The following is a 17,623-nucleotide window of genomic DNA, read 5'->3' as shown; positions in this document are numbered from 1 at the left end:
CGGGTCCGCGTGCGCTCATGCGCGCCGGGAGTGGGAACGCGCCGACGGGATCAGTCGCGCACCGCGTCCGCCATCAGCGCCACCCCGTCGCGGATCCGCGCGGGCGACAGATGGGCGTACCCCAGCACCAGCCGCAAGCCGTCCTCGACCGCCGTCCCGTACTGCGCCAGCGGACGCACGGCCACGCCCGCCGCACGGGTGCGTTCCAGGAAACGGTCGAGTGGCCCGTACCGCCCGGGCAGGGCCGCGATGGCGTGGAGGCCGGCCGCGACACCGGACACCTCGGTACCGGGAAAGTGCGAGGCCAGCGCGGCCACGAGGGCGTCGCGCCGTTCCCGGTAGGCGCGCTGGCAGCGGCGGAGCTGCCGGTCGTAGTCCCCGCGCTCCAGGAAGCGGGCGAGGAGCGCCTGGTCGACGACCGGGTTCCCCAGGTCCATGGTGCGCTTGCGTTCGACGACCTCCTCGGAGAGCGAGGCCGGTACGAGCAGCCAGCCGAGCCGCAGGCCCGGGGCGAGGGACTTGCTGACCGACCCGGTGTAGGCGACGTGCCCCGGGTCGAGCCCCTGGAGGGCGCCCACGGGGGCACGGTCGTAGCGGAAGTCCCCGTCGTAGTCGTCCTCGATCACGAGCCCGTCCAGCGAGCGGGCCCAGTCGAGGAGTTCGGCGCGGCGCCGCGCCGAGCAGGCGATGCCCGTGGGGAACTGATGAGCCGGCGTCGTCACCACCGCGCGCACCCCCGAGGCCTTCAGCGGGCCGACGGCCAGTCCTTCGCCGTCGAGCGGCAGCGGTACGGTGCCGATGCCGGCGGAGGCGTACAGCGCACCGTGCTCGGGACTGCCGGGGTCCTCCACGCCGACGGTGCGCAGCCCGCGCGCGTGCAGCACGAATCCGAGCAGGGCCATGGCCTGCGCCACTCCTGAGACCACGACGATCCGTTCCGGATCGGCGACCACGCCGCGGCGCCGCGCGAGCAGCTCGGCGAGCGCGATGCGCAGCCGGGGCAGCCCGCGCGGATCGGGGTAACCCAGGGCGTGGTGCGGCAGTTCGGCCAGCACGCCGCGGTGCGCGGCCGCCCACGCGGTGCGCGGGAACAGCGACAGGTCGGGCGTACCGGGCACGAAGTCGGCCCGCGCTCCGGAGCTCCGCGGGGCCAGGTCACGCGCGCGGGGACCGGCCGCCCGGACCGCGTCGCCGACCCAGGTCCCGGCCCCCCGGTCGCTGCGCAGGTAGCCCTCGGCCGTCAACTGCTCGTACGCCTCGGTGACCAGGCCCCGTGACACGCCGAGGTCGGCGGCGAGCTCGCGGCTGGACGGCAGCCGGGTCCCCGGAGCGAGCCGGCCCGTGCGGACCGCCTCGCGGAGCGCCGCCTGAAGGGTCCGGCCACGCGCGCGTGCGGGGGCCGAAGCGGCCGGAAGTAGCAGTTCCCAGGCGGCCGCCCACGGAGCACCGTCCGAGGGCCCGGGCCCCGCCGGTTCGCTGTGATTGGTCCCCGATGACGTCATGGAAGTGGACCTTAAACCGGACCACGCGCCTTCATAGCGTCGCCCTCATGAACCCCACCACCGCCCGAGGCGCCCTGCTCGCCGCCTTCGCCTGTGTCCTCGTCGGAGGCTCCTTCACCGCCAACAGCGTCCTGGGCCACTACCCGTACGCGGGTGGGCAGTTCCTCCGCTACGGACTGGCCTGCCTGCTGCTGTTGCCCCTGGTCGGCCGGGGCTCCATGACGCGACTGCGCTCCCTCGACGCGCGTCGGTGGAGCCGTCTCGCGCTGCTCGCGGCCGTCGGCATGGTCGGCTTCAACCTCGCGGTGATCGCCGCCGAACGGACGGCGGAACCCGCGGTCCCGGGTGTCTTCGTGGGCTGTGCCCCGGTCGTCGTGGCGGTCGTCGTGCCCCTCCAGGAGGGACGCCGGCCTCGACGCCGCGTCCTGTACGGGTCGTTGCTCGTGGCACTGGGCGCCTTCACGGTCCAGGGGTGGGGCCGTACGGACGCCGCGGGCATCGCCTGCTCCGTGGGCGCGCTGTGCGGCGAGGTGGGCTTCGCGGTCCTGGCCGTACCCGTCCTGCGGCCGCTGGGGCCACGGCTGTTGTCGGCCACCGTCTGCGGGGTCGCCGCCGTGGAGTCGGCCGTGACGGGGCTGCTCACGGGCGGCAGCGCGTGGCTGCGGGTGCCGGACGCCACCGAGACCGCCGCGCTGCTGTGGCAGGCGGCGGTCGTCACGGTCGTCGGGTTCGTGTGCTGGTACATGGGCGTGCAGCGCATCGGCGCGGAGCGCGCGACCCTGTTCTCCGGCCTCATCCCCGTCGCGGCGGCGTGCAGCGCGCCGCTCGTCGGCACGGGCGCCTACGGAGCCGCGCAGGCCGTCGGAAGCGGCCTGGTGGGCGCCGGAGTCGCCCTCGGCTCCGGTGCCCTGGCTCTCGTCGGGCGCCGTTCAGCGGCTGCCGTCGAGGATGACGCGGGCGACGAGCGCGGGATCGTCGTTCATCGGGACGTGTCCGCAACCGGGCAGCCGCACCAGCCGGGCACGCGGAATGATGTGCTTGGCGCGGATCCCCTGGCGGCGCACCAGCAGCCGGTCACGGCTTCCCCAGGCCACGGTGACGGGAAGGCCCGGGACGTCGTCCGTGAACTGGACCGTGGTGCCCGCCCTGAGGGTCTCGGCGAATCCCTCGGCGTGGGCCAGCGCCAGGGTCTCGGCGACGACGGCCTCGGGTGAACGGCGCCCCGGCCGGGCGTAGATGGTGCTCGTCAGCGCCGCCCGTCCGGCGGCCGTCCGCGACAGCCGCTCGACCACCGGGAGCGGCAGCCTCCTGGCCCCCACCCGCATGGCGCTCAGCACCCCGAACGCGTAGCGCCGCTCGACCGGCGACCAGAAGCCGGCGGGCGAGAGCGCGGTGACGGACCGTACGAGCTTCTCGCGGCCCAGCTCCAGGGCCAGCAGCCCGCCGAGCGAGTTGCCCGCCACGTGCGGCCGTTCGATGCCGAGTGCCTCGCAGAGCGCGCCCAGCGTGGGCACCACCGTCGACAGGTCGTAGGTGAGCCCGTCGGGCAGTGCCGGGGACTCTCCGAAGCCGGGCAGGTCGACGGCTATGACGTCACGTTCGGCGGCCAGGATGTGGAGCACCGGGTCCCAGGCCTGCCGGTGGTGACCGATCCCGTGCAGCAGCAGGAGCGGTTCACCGGTGCCCACGCGCGCGTAGGAGACGGTGACGGTCCTGGGGCCGCGCGAAGTGGGGAGGCTGAACGAGACCGTGGCGGACATGGGGCTGCTCCTCGTCTGGGACGCATGGGACACGCTGACGGACAGTCTTGTAGACAGCTTGTCAGCAACTGCTACCGACGGGTAGCCCCCGCGCCGAGAACCCTGGGACGCGGACTCGCGGGTCGCGGTCGCGGGGGTCGCGGACATGGGGACACGGGGACACGGGTCCTGAGGGTGGTCCGAGGTCCTGAGGGCGGCGCGGGGCCGGGTGCATGCGTCCACGCGGCCCCGCGCTCACCGTGCTCAACGCGCCCTGCGCACCTCCACGTTGAACTCGGGGTGCCCGATGTGCTGGAACAGCGTCAGCCACAGCGGCAGCATCATCTCCGCGGCCCGGGCCGTGCGGATGCCACCGAGGTCGATGACGCGGTGCGGAGGCCAGCCGAACTCCCCGAGCAGCGCCGTCACCTGCTCCTTCGCGACCTGGTCCTCACCGGACACGAAGATCTGGTGCTCCCCGGGCACCAGCGCCGGGTCGACCATCAGATAGCAGTTGATGGTGTTCAGGCTCTTCACCACGCGTGTGTTCGGGAAGGCCCGCTGGATCTGCTCACCCACGCTGTCCGACTCGACGGGGGCCAGACGCACCTGCCCCTCCTCGAAGGCGATGGGGTTGGACACGTCGAGGACGATCTTCCCGTCCAGATGCTCCTCGTCGACGGAACGCAGCACGGTGAGGGCCACCCGGCCGCCCACCGCGTTCACGACGACCTCGCCGAAGGCCGCCGCCTCCGCGAACGTACCGTGGCCCGCGCCGGGGCCCATGCTGTCGGCCCACTCCACGGCTGCCGGATTGTCCTTCACCCGCGAACCCAACGACACCTCGTGACCCAGTTCGATCAGCTTGCCGCCGAGGGTGCGTCCCACTTCGCCCGTGCCCAGAACCGCGTACCGCATCGTCACTCCTCCAGGGTCGGGGCCGCCGGCCACCGGTGGCCCGCGGGTCATTCTGCTCCGGCGGCGACCGAATCCGCCTGGACATGACGGGATGCGTCGGGTGGGATGGAGCCGTGGCACCCGACACGGCGACCGACGTCTTCGAAGAGCACCGCCCCCTGCTGACGGGGGTGGCCTACCGCATGCTCGGCAGGGTCGCCGACGCGGAGGACGTGGTGCAGGAGGCCTGGCTGCGCTGGTCCGGCGCCGACCGCTCGGACGTGCGCGAGCCGCGCGGCTATCTGGTCCGCGTCACCACCCGGCTCGCCATCGACCGACTGCGCCAAGTGCAGTCGCGCAAAGAGGCGTACGTGGGGCCGTGGCTTCCCGAGCCGTACGTCACGCACTTCGCGGACACCGTCCCCGACAGCGCGGAGCGGGCCGTCCTCGCCGACTCGGTCTCGCTCGCCGTCCTCGTCGTCCTGGAGTCCCTCTCGCCGCTGGAGCGGGCCGTCTTCGTCCTCAGGGAGGCGTTCGGCTACCCGTACGCGGACATCGCCGCCGTCCTCGACCGCGAGGAGCCCGCGGTGCGCCAACTCGCCGGGCGGGCGCGCAAGCACGTCGACGAGCGCCGGCCGCGGTACGAGGTCGATCCCGCCGAACGCCGCGACCTCACCGAGCGGTTCCTCGCCGCCGCCGCGGACGGCGACCTGGAAGGGCTCATGGCCATGCTCGCCCCCGACGTCCGCCTCGTCGGCGACAGCGGCGGGCGGTCGCAGGCTCCGCTGCGGGTCATCGAGTCCGCCGACAAGGTGGGGCGGTTCCTGCAGGGCGCCGCGAAGAAGGGCGTACCGCACGTCTCGTTCCGCTTCCTGGAGATCAACGGCGGCCCCGCGCTCGTGATCATGTCCGGTACGAAGCCCGACAGCGTCTTCCAACTGGACGTCGTGGACGGCCGGATCCAGTGCATCTACATCATGCGCAACCCCGAGAAGCTGCTGGCGCTCGACGTCGAATGAGCCGCATCCGCGGCTGAGCCGCCGCGGGCCGGGCGTGGCGGGCCGGGCGTGGCGGCCCGTGTCGGCGCGCGCCGTCCGGATCGCCCCCGTACGTGGCCGAAAGCCTCCGTCCTCTGGACGGGGGCTTTCGGCGTTGTGTCCGGAAGATCGCCCCGTGAGAACGCCCCGTGAACGCTCTGCGGCAACGCGCCTGTGCACTGCGTAAGGGATCGAGGATTGGTCTTGACCAAGGGTGGGGCCGGGCCTATCGTCGCAGAGATAGTGCAAGAACCTTTAATAAACAAGGGCGCTAAAACGCCGCCGGGCCACGGCGATTGCGGAGGACAGGGTGGGGACCACGCAGTTGGAATCGGTGCCGGAGCCTAAGTACTGGCATCTCAAGACCGTGCTCAGTGAGGCACTGGACTCCGAGTTCTCGGTCGGCGAGATCCTGCCCAACGAACGTGACCTGGCGGCCCGCTTCGGCGTGGCCCGGGCCACCCTGCGGCAGGCCCTCGAACAGCTCGAACTGGAAGGCAGGCTCCAGCGCCGCCGTGGTGTCGGCACCACCGTCGCGCCGCCGCGCGTGGGCGTGGCCGTGGGATCCGCGCAGCACACCTGGCCGGGTGCGGCCGACGACGCGTGGCAGGCTACGGACTGCACGGTGGCGGCGCCGCCCGCTTCGGTGGCCGGCTTCCTGGAGACGGCACACGGCGAACAGGTCCACACGGTGCGTCGCTCCAGGGTGACCCACGGTCAGCAGGTCGCCGCCGAGCTGCTCTACGTGCCGGCGTCCTCGGTCCCGGACCTGTCGGCCATAGACGCGCCCTCGGGGGCGGCACGCGCGCGTGCCGTGCTGCGCGAGCTCCAGCGGCTGGACCTGGAGAACCAGGATCGGGCGGTGGAGCTCGGCTCCGCGCGCGCGGACGACGCCAAGGAGCTCGACCGGCTCCCCGGAGCTCCCGTGCTCGTCGTCACGACCCGGTTCTTCGCCGAGGGGCGTACCGCCGCGGTCTCCGTCGCCACGTACCGGGCCGACACCTGCCGGCTGACCTTCGGCGACTCCGGCGGGGTCGAGATACATCACGACCCGGAGCGCCGCGCCTCCTGAGCCCACGTCGTGCCCCGGTCACGCCCGGGGCGCGGCGCGCTTCGCGGGTCAGCGGCGCGCCGTCACGGTGCCCTCGACCGCGAACAGCTGCTCCTCCACGTGATCGAGGGCCAGCCGCAGGGCGCCCGTCGCCACGGCGGCCTCGCCCAGCATCGACAGCGTCACCTTCGGCGGGCGCAGGCAGTAGCGCGCCAACTCGCGCCGCAGCGGCTCCAGTACACCGTCCAGCCCGGCCGCCCAGCCGCCGATGACGACCAGTTCGGGGTCGAGGGCGAGGACGAGTGCCGCCACGTCGTGCACCAGGCGCTGGATGAAACGGTCGACGGCCGCGCGGGCCCGCTGGTCGCCGTTGCGCGCGAGGGCGAAGACCTCGGCCACGGCCTGCTCGTCCAGCGGGTGCAAGGGCTCGTCCGTCGTGGACAGCAGGGTCTCCGGGGTGACGTCGCGCCCCAGCAGATGCAGCGCGCCGATCTCGCCGGCCGCGCCCCCGTACCCACGGTGCAGCCGGCCGCCGATCAGCGAGCCGGCGCCCGGACTCAGTCCCGCGAGGACGAACACCACGTCGTCGGACTCGGTGGCCGCGCCCTTCCAGTGCTCGGCGACCGCTGCCGTGTTGGCGTCGTTCTCGACCAGCACCGGGCACTTGAAGGAACGGCTCAGCCGTTCGCCCAGCCGCAGGCCCGTCCACTCGGGCAGCGCCGTGCCCAGCCGCACGGTGCCGTCCGCCTCGACGATCCCGGGGCTGCCCACGCCGACCGCACGCAGGGAGTTGCGGGAGACGCCCGCCCGGCGCAGCAGCTCCGCGACGGCCACCCGCAGCCGTTCGAGCCGCTCGTCCGCAGACGCGGCCTCGTCGACGTCCTTCGCCATGGCGCCCATGACCCGGCCGTCCAGGTCGGCGAGGAGCGCGGCGACCCGGTGCGGGCCGATCTCCAGGCCCAGCAGATGGCCGGCCTCGGCCCGGAAGCGGAACCTGCGCGCCGGACGCCCCTGGCGCCGTGCAGCGCCTTCCTCGGCCGCCTTCTCGACGACGAGTCCGTTCTCGATGAGGCCCTCGACGACGCCCTCGACCGTCGGCCGGGACAGTCCGGTCACCCGGGTGATCTCGGTGAGGGTCGCGCAGTCCGTGGCGCGCAGTGCGTGCAGCACCACCGCGGAATTGATCCTTCGCAGCAGAGAGGGGTCCCCGCCGGTCAACCGCCCCAACGTCCGTCCTCCCAGCTCGCGCGCGTGTTGGGCGGATCGTACTCGGCGGGGCGCACCCCGGCGAGTGCCGGGACCCCTTCACCGTCGGCGCGTCGTGATCAGCCCGGTGCCACGAACCCCGATTCGTACGCCGCGATGACCGCCTGGGTGCGGTCCCGGGCCCCCAGCTTCGCCAGTACGGCACTGACGTGGGACTTCACCGTCTCGGTGCCGACGGTCAGCCGTGCGGCGATCTCCGCGTTCGACAGACCCCTGGCCATCAGGCGCAGGACCTCCGCCTCCCGCTCGGTCAGCGCGGCCCGCTCCATGGCGGCCCGGGCGGCGGGATTGCCCGAAGTGTCGCCGTACTCGGCGGCCAACTGCCTTACGGACGAAGGGAACAGTAGCGACTCGCCCTCGGCGACCAGTCGCACCGCGTGCACGATCTCGGCCGGTCGCGCCCGCTTCAGGAGGAACCCGTCCGCTCCCGCGCGCAGCGCCTCGTAGACGTACTCGTCGTTCTCGAACGTCGTCACCACGAGGATCTTCGGCGGATCGCTCACTGTGCGCAGCACCGCGCGCGTCGCCTCGATGCCGTCCAGCAGGGGCATACGGACGTCCATCGCGACCACGTCGGGACGCAGCTGCCGCACCAGGGGGATCACCGCGGCACCGTCCGCCGCCTCCCCGACGACCTCGATGTCGGACTGCGCCTCCAGGACGGCGCGCAGACCCGCGCGTACGAGGGGTTCGTCGTCGACGAGAAGAACGGTGACCGGCATCCGGCCAGCCTAGATCAACTCAGCGGCAGCTCTGCATGCACCTGCCATTCGCCCTGGTCCGGACCCGTCCGCGCGCGACCGCCGAGCAACGCTGCCCGTTCCCGTATGCCGCGCAGCCCGCTGCCCCGGCCGGGCCCCGGTATGTCCGAGGTCAGCAGATTGCGGACTTCCAGCTCCAGCGACTCGTCCCGGACTTCGACACGCACCTGGACGGGGACGCTGCCCGCGTGCCGCAACACGTTGGTGAGCGACTCCTGGAGGATGCGGTAACCCTCCCGGGACACCGGACCGGGCACCGTGTCCAACGGGCCCGTGACCTCGGCGTCGACCTTGGCCCCGGACGCGCGCGCCGACTCCAGGAGCCGGTCGGCATCGGCCAGGGTGGGGCGGCTGCTCACCGGCCGCTCCGCCTCCCGCAACACGCCCAGCACGCGCTCCAGATCCTCCAGGGCGGCACGGCCCGTGTCCTCGATGGCCGCCAGCGCTCGCTCGGTGAAGGCGGGGTCACCGGCCGCGCGGGCCGCTCCGGCCTGGACCACCGCGACGGTCAGCGCGTGTCCGATCGAGTCGTGGAGCTCGCGGGCGATGCGATTGCGCTCCAGCAGCTGCTCGGTGCGCTCCTCCAGCGCCGCGAGCCGCTCGGTGGGCGAGGGGCCGAGGAGCCGGCGCGCGATCGCCGTGATCAGCTCACCGAGCCCGACGACCACGCCGTACAGCGCGATCAGCGGCAGCGGGACGAGCAGCGCGTACGCCCAGTGCGGATCGGCATGGAGCGTCGCGATCGGGGTGTCGATCGACACCGACCGGAACGAGGCCTGGGTGAGGACGACCGCCGTCGCCGGCAGCCAGACCGTGGCGGGCGCCAGGACCCACCCGAGGCCCATGCGCGCCTCCAGCCAGAGCACCGTCCGCAGCCGGTCGCGCCAGGTGACCGCGGGCGAGACGGAGAAGGCCGACTCCGGGGTCTCCCGCTCCCCGGGCGCCAGCATGTAGCGCGCCTGTACTCCCTCACCCCGGCGCACCGCGGGGATCAGCCCCAGCGGGACGAGCAGGGCGGCCGGCACCCACGGTTTCGACATGTCGATGAACAACCACACGGAGACGAACAGCATCGGCACCCACAGGTGCAGCAGTCGTGTGTACGTCGTCCCCCGGACCAGCGGGCGCAGAAAGCGGGCCATTGCGTCATCGTGCCAGGAGCCACTGACAACGGACCTCCCCCGAGCGGGGGAGACGATCTCCACCGGCGGGGGAGGCCCTACCCGGTCCGCACCGGCCACGCTGTCGCCATGACCAGCATCGACGTCCAGGACCTGACCAAGGAGTACGGCACCAAGCGCGCCGTCGACCACCTCACCTTCAGCGTTCTCCCGGGCCGTGTCACGGGATTCCTCGGTCCCAACGGCGCCGGAAAGTCCACCACCATGCGGCTCGTGCTCGGCCTCGACCGGCCCACGTCCGGCACCGCCACCGTCGGAGGCCGTGCCTACGCCACGCTCGACGAGCCCCTGCGCCACGTGGGCGCCCTGCTCGACGCACAGGCCGCACACGGTTCGCGGACCGCCCGTGACCACCTGAGGGCGCTCGCCGCGAGCAACCGCATCCCGGAACGGCGGGTGGACGAGGTGCTGGAACAGTCGGGACTCGGCTCCGTCGCCCGGCGCCGGGTCAAGACGTACTCCCTGGGGATGCGTCAGCGCCTCGGCATCGCGGCCGCCCTCCTGGGGGACCCGCCGGTGGTGCTGCTCGACGAGCCGTCGAACGGGCTCGACCCCGAAGGGATCATCTGGATCCGGGAGTTGCTGCGCGAGCTGGCCCGCGAGGGCCGCACCGTCCTCGTCTCCAGCCATCTGATGAACGAGACCGCGTCCTTCGCCGACCACCTCGTGGTCCTCGGCCGCGGCCGGCTCCTGGCGGACATGCCCATGCGTGAGTTCATCCACGCGCGCGTGCAGCCCCGGGTGCGGGTGCGCACCACGGACGGAGCCGCGCTGGGCGACCTGCTCGCCCGGCACGGCATCGAGGCCGTCGAGGGCGAGGGCGGCCGCTGGACGGCCTTCGACGCACGCGTGGAGGACATCGGCCGCCTCACCTCGGCAGCGCACCTCCCGATCCTCGAACTCGCGTCGGAAGAGGCCACGTTGGAGCAGGCCTACCTGGATCTGACGGGCGTCGAGACCGAATTCGCCGCCACCCCGACCACGCCGCAGACTCAGGAGGCCTGACCATGACGTTCGCACCCGCACTCCGCTCGGAGTTGATCAAGATCCGTACGCTGCGGTCGCTCCTGTGGGGGCTGGCGGCCGTCCTCCTCGCGACCACCGCCTTCTCCGCCCTCGCCGGACTGGACGACTCCGGGGAGGAGTTCGACCCGCTGTTCTCCACGTTCTTCGGCGTCAGCTTCGGACAGATCGCGGCGATCACCTTCGGCGCGCAGGCGGTCTCGGCGGAATTCCAAGGAGGTGCCCTGCGCCTCTCGCTCGCCGCGGTTCCCGACCGCGTGCGGTGGTTCGCGGCCAAGGCCGTGGCCGTGGGCAGTCCCGCCCTCGTGATCGGTCTGGTCTCCGGGGGTGTGAGCCTGGCCGTCGGCAAGGCGGTGCTCGGCTCCAGGGCGAGCACGCTCACGTGGGGCGAGGAACTGCGCGGCGCTGTCGGCTGCGGCGTCTATCTGGCGCTGATGGCCCTCTTCGCGGCGGGAATCGCGGCCGTCCTGCGCAGTGGAGTCGCCACATTGAGCATCCTGATCCCGTTCCTCCTGATCGTGTCCTTCGTCGTCGGCGGAGCGTCGGGCACCGTGGCGGACTTCCTGCCGGACAAGGCGGGCCAGGTGGTGCTGCACGAGAACTGGGACGGCGCCCTCGGCCCCTGGACGGGCCTCGGCGTCACGGCGCTCTGGGCGGCGGCGGCCCTGACGGCCGGAGCGTGGAGCATGCGGCGCCGGGACGCCTGACGGGACGCCAATTGTCAGTGGCAGCCGCTTTACTGGATGGCATGACCAGCGCGCAGCACCTCGCCACGATCGAGCGGCTGTGCTCCGCGGACTTCCCGGCGGAGCACAGCCGGTCGGACGTCGGCACCGCAGGACCCGGCTACCACATAGCCGAACTGGCGACGAGCGAGGACTTCTGGGAGGACGACGGCACGGCATGGGAGGAGACGGAGGAGCAGTACGAGGCCGACCGGGACGGTCTGTCGGAGCTGCTCACCCGCCGCTGGGGAGCACCTCAGCGGATCAGCCTGAGAAGCGTGTTCGGGCGGACGGCGAGCGGCGAGGACATACCCGAGCCGTGGGGCGACCTGAGTTCGCACGTACCGGACGTGCACCTGTGGAAGCCCGATCACCACGACCGCTGGGTGGCCCTCGGAGTCTCCCAGTGGGACAAGGAGCTGCCGTTCCAGCTCCTCGCCGTGATCACGGAGATCGACCCACCCTGACCCGTCGGGCCCGTCACTCCTGGGGCGCGTCACCCCTCGGCGGCGGCCTCCCGCAGCCGGGCGTACTCCTCGGCCATCGTCGCCGCCGTCCAATGAGCGTTGAGCCCACTGGGGTTGGGCAGCACCCACACGCGGCTGGATCCGAACGTCCGGTCCTGCGGCCCCACCTGGGCCCCGCGCTCACCGAACGCTGCCCGGTAGGCGGTCACGCCCACCACCGCCAGCCACCGCGGCCGCAGCCGCTCCACCTTGGCGGCCAGCAGCAGCCCGCCCTCGCGGTACTCGTCGGCACCGAGCTCGTCGGCCCGGGCGGTGGCCCGCGCCACCACATTGGTGATGCCGAGCCCGTAGGACAGCAGCTCCTGCTGCTCCGCCGGCTTCATCAGCCGGGGAGTGAAGCCGGAGAGGTGCAGCACGGGCCAGAAGCGGTTGCCGGGGCGGGCGAAGTGGTGACCCGTCGCGGCCGTCATCAGACCCGGATTGATACCGCAGAACAGCACGTCGAGGCCGTCCGCGACGACATCCGGCACCAGCCGGTCGCGGGCGGCCTCGAGGTCCGCGGGTGTGAGCCGCGTCAGAGGATCGCTCCCGGCGTGTAGCCGGCGGCCTCCGGGTGCTGCTTCACGATCTCCTCGACCCGGCCCACGACGACGGCGACCTGGTCGGCCGCGGCACCGGTGAAGGACAGCTTGTCCGCCATCAGCTCGTCGAGCTGGGCGCGACCGAGCGGGATGCGCTCGTCCGCGGCGAGCTTGTCGAGCAGTTCGTTGCGCTCGGCGCCCTGCTCACGCATGGCGAGGGCGGACGCGACGGCGTTCTCCTTGATGGCCTCGTGGGCGACCTCGCGGCCGACGCCCGCGCGCACCGCGCCCATCAGGACCTTCGTCGTCGCGAGGAACGGCAGGTAGCGGTCCAGCTCGCGCGCGACGACGGCCGGGAACGCGCCGAACTCGTCGAGCACGGTGAGGAAGGTCTCCAGCAGACCGTCCAGCGCGAAGAACGCGTCGGGCAGCGCTACCCGGCGCACCACGGAGCAGGACACGTCGCCCTCGTTCCACTGGTCGCCCGCCAGCTCGCCGGTCATCGACGCGTAGCCGCGCAGGATGACCATCAGGCCGTTGACGCGCTCGCAGGAGCGGGTGTTCATCTTGTGCGGCATCGCCGAGGAACCGACCTGGCCCGGCTTGAAGCCCTCGGTGACCAGCTCGTGCCCGGCCATCAGACGGATCGTCTTGGCCAGCGAGGACGGGGCCGCCGCCAGCTGCACGAGGGCCGTCACGACCTCGTAGTCGAGGGAGCGCGGGTAGACCTGGCCGACGGAGGTGAAGGCCTGCGAGAAGCCGAGGTGCCCGGCGATGCGCTGCTCCAGGTCCGCGAGCTTCGCCGCGTCCCCGCCCAGCAGGTCGAGCATGTCCTGCGCGGTGCCGACCGGGCCCTTGATGCCACGCAGGGGGTAGCGGCCGATCAGCTCCTCGACCCGGGCGTGCGCGACGAGCAGCTCGTCCGTGGCGGTCGCGAAACGCTTGCCGAGGGTGGTCGCCTGAGCGGCCACATTGTGCGAGCGGCCGGCCATGACCAGCTCGGCGTACTCGCCGGCGAGCTTGCCGAGACGCGCCAGCACGGCCACCGTGCGGTCGCGCATCAGCTCCAGCGACAGCCGGATCTGCAGCTGCTCGACGTTCTCGGTGAGGTCGCGGGAGGTCATGCCCTTGTGCACGTGCTCGTGCCCGGCGAGGTCGTTGAACTCCTCGATCCGCGCCTTCACGTCGTGGCGCGTGATCTTCTCGCGCTCGGCGATCGACGCGAGGTCGACCTGGTCGAGGACACGCTCGTAGTCGGCGATGGCGGCGTCCGGAACCTCGATCCCGAGGTCCTTCTGGGCCCGCAGCACGGCCAGCCAGAGCTGACGCTCCAGCTTGACCTTCTGCTCGGGGGACCAGAGCGTGGCGAGCTCGGCGGAGGCATAGCGTCCGGCGAGGACGTTGGGGATACGGGGCTTTGCAGGCGCAGCAGTCACGTGTACGGATTCTACTGGCGATTCCTGCAGGCCAGCGCCGCGGGGTTGTTCGTGGGAAGCTACGAGTCCCGCGCCGACCCGTCCGCGATCTCGGCCAGGATGTCACCGTGGCAGAGCTCGGGAGCGCACCAGCAGGCCAGCGTCTTCCCGCGCAGAGCAGGCACCAGCTCCAGCAGCTCGGGCCGTTCCAGCAGATACGCCCGGTACTTCACCATGACCTCGGCGCGGGTGCCGTCGCGCCGTTTGGTGGCGGTGTCGGGCGCGAACGGGTTGTACAGCGGGTGCTGCTGAAGGTCCCAATGGCCCATGGTCCAGCGGCGGCCCACGTAGACGAGATCGTCGGGGGCGGTTTCCAGCCGGGGACCGAACTCGCGGATGTGGCCCTTCAGGTTGATCACGGTCGTGGGCACGGGGCTCCCTTCAGCGGTACGACTCCTGTGTACCCCACGGCGCCGTCCGGGTGTCGGCGGCTATGCCGCCGGCCCCTCGTACGGCAGCAGTTCCGGCCGCTTCGCCGGACGGCCGTCGCCGGAGGACCGGCCGGTCAGCCGGCGCCCGATCCACGGCAGCAGGTGCTGCTTGGCGAACCGCGCGTCGGCGGTGCGCCGGGCGAGCCAGCGCGGCGGGGCCGTGGCCGCCATCGGCGTCCGCCAGGCGGTGTCCTCCGGCTCGTGGCCGAGGGTCTGCCACACGGCTTCCGCGACCCTGCGGTGCCCCTCGGGCGTCAGGTGGAGCCGGTCCACGTCCCACAGACGGGGGTCGGCCAGCGACGGCGCTCCGTAGAGGTCCACCACGAGCGCGCCGTGCCGTGCCGCGAGGTCGTCGACACAGGCGAAGAGTTCCTCCATGCGGGGCCGGAAGCGTTCGAGCACCGGACCGTTGCGGCCCGGGCTGCGCATCAGCACCAGCTGTTCGCAGGCGGGGGCCAGCCGCTCCACGGCCTCCTCCAGGAGACCGCGGACACGCCCCATGTCGACCTTGGGCCGCAGCGTGTCGTTGAGCCCGCCGACCAGGGTGATGACGTCGGGCCGCATCGCGGCTGCCACGTCCACCTGCTCGTCGACGATCTGCTGGATGAGCTTGCCGCGCACCGCGAGGTTGGCGTACCGGAAACCGGGGCTTCGGGCCGCCATCCGGTTCGCGAGGAGATCGGCCCATCCGCGGTATGAACCGTCGGGCAGCAGGTCCGACATTCCCTCGGTGAAGGAGTCGCCGACCGCGACGAGGCTGGTGTAGGTGGCATTCGTTTGCATGGCGCCAAAGATGGTAACCCGATCACATACTTGTCGGTCGGTCGGGCCGTCGCCCCCGCCCCACCTCGACCGGAGACGCGTGGCGCGCCGGGACTTCGGGAGCCGCCCTTCGGGGCGAACGCCCGGGGGGACGCCTGCCGCGTTCCGACCCCGGCAGCCCCCGGAGCAGCCCCTGGGAGGGGCCGAACGCCGGGGGCCCCGACGCCCGAGGAACCCCCGGCGCGTCGGAGCGCACGGCAGGCCCACCCGCGCACGGCCCGGGCCACCATCGGGGTCCACGACGGTCCGCCCGGGGCGTCCGCTAGGCCGGCTGACCGAACAGCTCCCGCAGTACGTCCTCCATCGTGACCAGCCCCGCGAGCCGCCCGTCGCTGCCCATGACGGCCGCGAGATGCGTGCGGCTGCGCCGCATGGCCGTGAGGACGTCGTCGAGCGGGGTGGTCTCGCGGACCCGCGCGATGGACCGCATGTCCTGGACACGGAACGGCAGGTCGCGCGGTGTCGCGTCGAGCGCGTCCTTGACGTGCAGGTAGCCCACGATGCGGCGGCCGTCGTCGACGACGGGGAAGCGGGAGAAGCCCGACTCGGCGGACAGCCGCTCCAGCTGCTCCGGGGTGACGCCCACGCGCGCGTAGACGACGCGTTCCAGTGGCAGCACCACGTCGCACACCGGCCTGCGGCCGAGCTCCAGGGCGTCGTGCAGCCGCTCCTTGGCGCGGTCGTCGATGAGCCCCGCGGCGCCGGAGTCCTGCACCAGCCGGGCCAGCTCGTCGTCGGAGAAGGTCGCGGAGACCTCGTTCTTCGCCTCCACCCGCATCACCTTGAGCAGTCCGTTCGCGAAGGCGTTGACCGTGAAGATCACCGGGCGCAGCGCCCGGGAGAGCGCGACCAGCGGCGGGCCGAGCAGCAGCGCGGTGCGCACCGGCTCCGCGAGCGCGATGTTCTTCGGCACCATCTCGCCGAGCAGCATGTGCAGATACGTCGCCAGGGTCAGCGCGATAACGAACGAGACCGCGTGACCGGCGCTCGACGACACTCCCATCGCGTGGAACACGGGCTCCAGCAGGTGGGCGATCGCGGGCTCGGCGACGATGCCGAGGACCAGCGTGCACAGGGTGATGCCGAGCTGCGCGGCGGCGAGCAGCGCCGACACGTGCTCCAGTCCCCACAGCACGCTGCGGGCCCGCCGATCGCCCTGCTCGGCGTGTGGCTCGATCTGGCTGCGGCGCACCGAGATCAGCGCGAACTCGGCGCCCACGAAGAAGGCGTTCACGACGAGCGTCGCGAGGCCGATCAGCAGTTGTACGGCGGTCATCGCGCCCCCTCCTCCTGGTCGCTCGGCGCGTGCATCAGTACCCGGGCGGCGCGCCGCCCGGAGGCGTCCACCACGTCGAGCCGCCAGTCGGCGACCTCGACGGTGTCGCCGACGGCGGGAATGCGGCCGAGCTCGGCGGCGACGAAGCCGGCGAGCGTCTCGTACGGGCCCTCGGGCACCCGCAGCCCGACCCGTGCGAGCTGGTCGATGCGGGCGGAGCCGTCGGCCGAGTACAGCTCGCGGCCGTGCTCGTCCTGGCCGACCGGGGCGAGGTCCGGTGTCTCGTGCGGGTCGTGCTCGTCCCGCACCTCGCCGACGACCTCCTCGACGATGTCCTCCAGGGTGGCGACCCCGGCCGTCCCGCCGTACTCGTCGATGACCACGGCCATGGTGCGCTTGCCGGCCAGCCGGTCGAGCAGCCGGTCGACGGTGAGCGATTCGGGGACGAGGAGGGGCTCGCGCACGATCTGGGAGACGGACGTCTGCGCGCGACGCTCGGCCGGCACGGTCAGTACGTCCTTGATGTGCGCGACGCCGACGACCGAGTCGAGGCTGCCGCGGTATACGGGGAAGCGGGACAGGCCCGTGGCCCGGGTCACGTTCGCCACGTCCTCTGCGGTCGCCTGGACGTCCAGCGCGATGACCTGGACGCGCGGGGTCATCACGTTCTCCGCCGTCAGGTCGGCCAGGTTCAGCGTGCGCACGAAGAGCTCGGCGGTGTCCGCCTCCAGGGCGCCCTCCTTGGCGGAGTGCCGGGCGAGTGCCACCAGCTCCTGCGGCCCGCGCGCGGAGGCCAGCTCCTCGGCGGGTTCGAGGCCGAAGCGGCGTACGACACGGTTGGCCGTGTTGTTCAGGTGCGTGATGAACGGGCGGAACGCGGCGCTGAACCAGCGCTGTGGTGTCGCCACCCGCTTGGCCACGGCGAGGGGTGACGAGATCGCCCAGTTCTTGGGCACGAGCTCGCCGACGACCATCAGGAAGATCGTCGACAGTGCCGTACCGATGACCAGGGCCACCGACTGCGACGCGGAGGGGGAGATGCCGACGGCCTCCAGCGGACCCGCGATCAGTTTCGCGATCGAGGATTCCGAGAGCATGCCGACCACCAGGTTGGTGACGGTGATGCCGAGCTGGGCGCCGGAGAGCTGGAAGGTGAGGTTCCGTACGGCCTTGAGGGCGCCGGACGCACCGCGTTCACCGCGCTCCGCGGCGCGCTCCAGCTCGCTGCGCTCCACGGTGGTCAGCGAGAACTCCGCCGCGACGAAGGCGCCACAGGCGAGGGACAGCAGCACCGCCACCAGGAGGAGGAGCACTTCGGTCATCGGGTCACCTCCGTCCCATGGTCGGCCAGGGACGGGAGGACCGCGCGACGTCGGCGGTCGCCGTGCG

17 protein-coding genes and 1 pseudogene are annotated in these 17,623 nt (G+C 72.5%); 6 read left to right on the top strand and 12 right to left on the bottom strand.

Going from position 1 to position 17,623, the window contains the following annotated elements; all coding sequences use genetic code 11:
• Nucleotides 1-50: 50 nt before the first annotated feature.
• On the bottom strand, nucleotides 51-1,502 hold the full coding sequence (pdxR, locus tag BKI49_RS04245; protein WP_095932837.1) for a MocR-like pyridoxine biosynthesis transcription factor PdxR: 1,452 nt from the start codon (nucleotides 1,500-1,502) through the stop codon (nucleotides 51-53).
• Between pdxR and BKI49_RS36405 the strand changes: the two are divergent.
• A pseudogene (locus BKI49_RS36405) lies at nucleotides 1,493-1,906 on the top strand (hypothetical protein); the annotation flags it as partial. The gene pdxR and the pseudogene BKI49_RS36405 sit on opposite strands and share 10 nt — an antisense overlap.
• 525 nt (nucleotides 1,907-2,431) lie before the next feature.
• On the opposite strand, the gene BKI49_RS04235 reads toward BKI49_RS36405, so the two are convergent.
• Both BKI49_RS04235 and BKI49_RS04230 read right to left on the bottom strand, forming a co-directional pair.
• Complete coding sequence (locus tag BKI49_RS04235) at nucleotides 2,432-3,262, bottom strand: alpha/beta fold hydrolase (protein ID WP_095932836.1); 831 nt, start codon at nucleotides 3,260-3,262, stop codon at nucleotides 2,432-2,434.
• Between the two features lie 243 nt (nucleotides 3,263-3,505).
• Nucleotides 3,506-4,159 (bottom strand): NADPH-dependent F420 reductase, encoded by a 654-nt coding sequence (locus BKI49_RS04230; protein ID WP_095932835.1) that lies wholly within the window; start codon nucleotides 4,157-4,159, stop codon nucleotides 3,506-3,508.
• A gap of 113 nt (nucleotides 4,160-4,272) precedes the next feature.
• Here BKI49_RS04230 and BKI49_RS04225 point away from each other — a divergent pair, with 113 nt between their 5' ends.
• Nucleotides 4,273-5,157 (top strand): RNA polymerase sigma-70 factor, encoded by an 885-nt coding sequence (locus tag BKI49_RS04225; protein WP_095932834.1) that lies wholly within the window; start codon nucleotides 4,273-4,275, stop codon nucleotides 5,155-5,157.
• Between the two features lie 328 nt (nucleotides 5,158-5,485).
• A complete protein-coding gene (locus tag BKI49_RS04220) occupies nucleotides 5,486-6,247 on the top strand; it encodes a GntR family transcriptional regulator (RefSeq protein WP_095932833.1) in 762 nt (253 codons plus the stop codon).
• Nucleotides 6,248-6,295: 48 nt separating this feature from the next.
• Here the strand turns inward: BKI49_RS04220 and BKI49_RS04215 are convergent, their stop codons facing one another.
• The 3 genes from BKI49_RS04215 to BKI49_RS04205 all read right to left on the bottom strand — a co-directional run bounded on the left by BKI49_RS04215 (nucleotide 6,296) and on the right by BKI49_RS04205 (nucleotide 9,395).
• Nucleotides 6,296-7,453, bottom strand: a complete 1,158-nt coding sequence (locus tag BKI49_RS04215; RefSeq protein WP_095932832.1) for an ROK family transcriptional regulator — start codon at nucleotides 7,451-7,453, stop codon at nucleotides 6,296-6,298.
• A gap of 98 nt (nucleotides 7,454-7,551) precedes the next feature.
• A complete protein-coding gene (locus BKI49_RS04210; RefSeq protein WP_028800423.1) occupies nucleotides 7,552-8,214 on the bottom strand; it encodes a response regulator transcription factor in 663 nt (220 codons plus the stop codon).
• Nucleotides 8,215-8,228: 14 nt separating this feature from the next.
• Entirely contained in the window at nucleotides 8,229-9,395 is a 1,167-nt protein-coding gene (locus tag BKI49_RS04205; protein ID WP_095932831.1) for a sensor histidine kinase, read from the bottom strand.
• 108 nt (nucleotides 9,396-9,503) lie between these two features.
• Here BKI49_RS04205 and BKI49_RS04200 point away from each other — a divergent pair, with 108 nt between their 5' ends.
• The 3 genes from BKI49_RS04200 to BKI49_RS04190 are packed head-to-tail and all read left to right on the top strand — an operon-like array spanning nucleotide 9,504 to nucleotide 11,649.
• Nucleotides 9,504-10,439: an ABC transporter ATP-binding protein gene (locus tag BKI49_RS04200; RefSeq protein WP_095932830.1), complete on the top strand. Its 936-nt coding sequence runs from the start codon at nucleotides 9,504-9,506 to the stop codon at nucleotides 10,437-10,439.
• A gap of 2 nt (nucleotides 10,440-10,441) precedes the next feature.
• On the top strand, nucleotides 10,442-11,164 hold the full coding sequence (locus BKI49_RS04195; RefSeq protein WP_095932829.1) for an ABC transporter permease: 723 nt from the start codon (nucleotides 10,442-10,444) through the stop codon (nucleotides 11,162-11,164).
• A gap of 41 nt (nucleotides 11,165-11,205) precedes the next feature.
• The gene (locus tag BKI49_RS04190) at nucleotides 11,206-11,649 is read left to right on the top strand and encodes a hypothetical protein (protein WP_095932828.1); all 444 of its coding nucleotides are present in this window, start codon (nucleotides 11,206-11,208) and stop codon (nucleotides 11,647-11,649) included.
• Between the two features lie 29 nt (nucleotides 11,650-11,678).
• Here BKI49_RS04190 and mug read toward each other — a convergent pair whose 3' ends face one another.
• The 6 genes from mug to BKI49_RS04160 form a co-directional block, all read right to left on the bottom strand.
• Nucleotides 11,679-12,227 (bottom strand): G/U mismatch-specific DNA glycosylase, encoded by a 549-nt coding sequence (gene mug, locus BKI49_RS04185; RefSeq protein ID WP_095932827.1) that lies wholly within the window; start codon nucleotides 12,225-12,227, stop codon nucleotides 11,679-11,681.
• On the bottom strand, nucleotides 12,224-13,666 hold the full coding sequence (purB, locus tag BKI49_RS04180) for an adenylosuccinate lyase (RefSeq protein WP_095932826.1): 1,443 nt from the start codon (nucleotides 13,664-13,666) through the stop codon (nucleotides 12,224-12,226). Before purB ends, mug begins: the two co-directional genes overlap by 4 nt.
• 59 nt (nucleotides 13,667-13,725) lie before the next feature.
• Nucleotides 13,726-14,076, bottom strand: a complete 351-nt coding sequence (locus BKI49_RS04175; RefSeq protein WP_095932825.1) for a DUF4326 domain-containing protein — start codon at nucleotides 14,074-14,076, stop codon at nucleotides 13,726-13,728.
• A gap of 60 nt (nucleotides 14,077-14,136) precedes the next feature.
• Nucleotides 14,137-14,919, bottom strand: a complete 783-nt coding sequence (locus BKI49_RS04170; RefSeq protein WP_095932824.1) for an SGNH/GDSL hydrolase family protein — start codon at nucleotides 14,917-14,919, stop codon at nucleotides 14,137-14,139.
• Between the two features lie 301 nt (nucleotides 14,920-15,220).
• Nucleotides 15,221-16,234 (bottom strand): hemolysin family protein, encoded by a 1,014-nt coding sequence (locus BKI49_RS04165; RefSeq protein ID WP_095932823.1) that lies wholly within the window; start codon nucleotides 16,232-16,234, stop codon nucleotides 15,221-15,223.
• Entirely contained in the window at nucleotides 16,231-17,556 is a 1,326-nt protein-coding gene (locus tag BKI49_RS04160; RefSeq protein ID WP_095932822.1) for a hemolysin family protein, read from the bottom strand. The genes BKI49_RS04165 and BKI49_RS04160 overlap by 4 nt, the downstream gene beginning before the upstream one ends.
• Between the last annotated feature and the right edge of the window lie 67 nt (nucleotides 17,557-17,623).

Source organism: Streptomyces sp. Tue6028 (genome assembly GCF_002300165.1).
GTDB lineage: Bacteria > Actinomycetota > Actinomycetes > Streptomycetales > Streptomycetaceae > Streptomyces > Streptomyces siamensis.
Note: the sequence above shows the minus strand (reverse complement) of the source record. Positions and strands in the feature narration are given on the sequence as shown.

Excerpts from the sequence above, each read along its gene's own strand:
- pdxR (WP_095932837.1), bottom strand. The coding sequence starts at position 1,502 with ATGACGTCATCGGGGACCAATCACAGCGAACCGGCGGGGCCCGGGCCC.
- BKI49_RS04235 (WP_095932836.1), bottom strand. The coding sequence starts at position 3,262 with ATGTCCGCCACGGTCTCGTTCAGCCTCCCCACTTCGCGCGGCCCCAGG.
- BKI49_RS04230 (WP_095932835.1), bottom strand. The coding sequence starts at position 4,159 with ATGCGGTACGCGGTTCTGGGCACGGGCGAAGTGGGACGCACCCTCGGC.
- BKI49_RS04210 (WP_028800423.1), bottom strand. The coding sequence starts at position 8,214 with ATGCCGGTCACCGTTCTTCTCGTCGACGACGAACCCCTCGTACGCGCG.
- BKI49_RS04205 (WP_095932831.1), bottom strand. The coding sequence starts at position 9,395 with ATGGCCCGCTTTCTGCGCCCGCTGGTCCGGGGGACGACGTACACACGA.
- BKI49_RS04200 (WP_095932830.1), top strand. The coding sequence starts at position 9,504 with ATGACCAGCATCGACGTCCAGGACCTGACCAAGGAGTACGGCACCAAG.
- BKI49_RS04195 (WP_095932829.1), top strand. The coding sequence starts at position 10,442 with ATGACGTTCGCACCCGCACTCCGCTCGGAGTTGATCAAGATCCGTACG.
- BKI49_RS04190 (WP_095932828.1), top strand. The coding sequence starts at position 11,206 with ATGACCAGCGCGCAGCACCTCGCCACGATCGAGCGGCTGTGCTCCGCG.
- BKI49_RS04170 (WP_095932824.1), bottom strand. The coding sequence starts at position 14,919 with ATGCAAACGAATGCCACCTACACCAGCCTCGTCGCGGTCGGCGACTCC.
- BKI49_RS04165 (WP_095932823.1), bottom strand. The coding sequence starts at position 16,234 with ATGACCGCCGTACAACTGCTGATCGGCCTCGCGACGCTCGTCGTGAAC.
- BKI49_RS04160 (WP_095932822.1), bottom strand. The coding sequence starts at position 17,556 with ATGACCGAAGTGCTCCTCCTCCTGGTGGCGGTGCTGCTGTCCCTCGCC.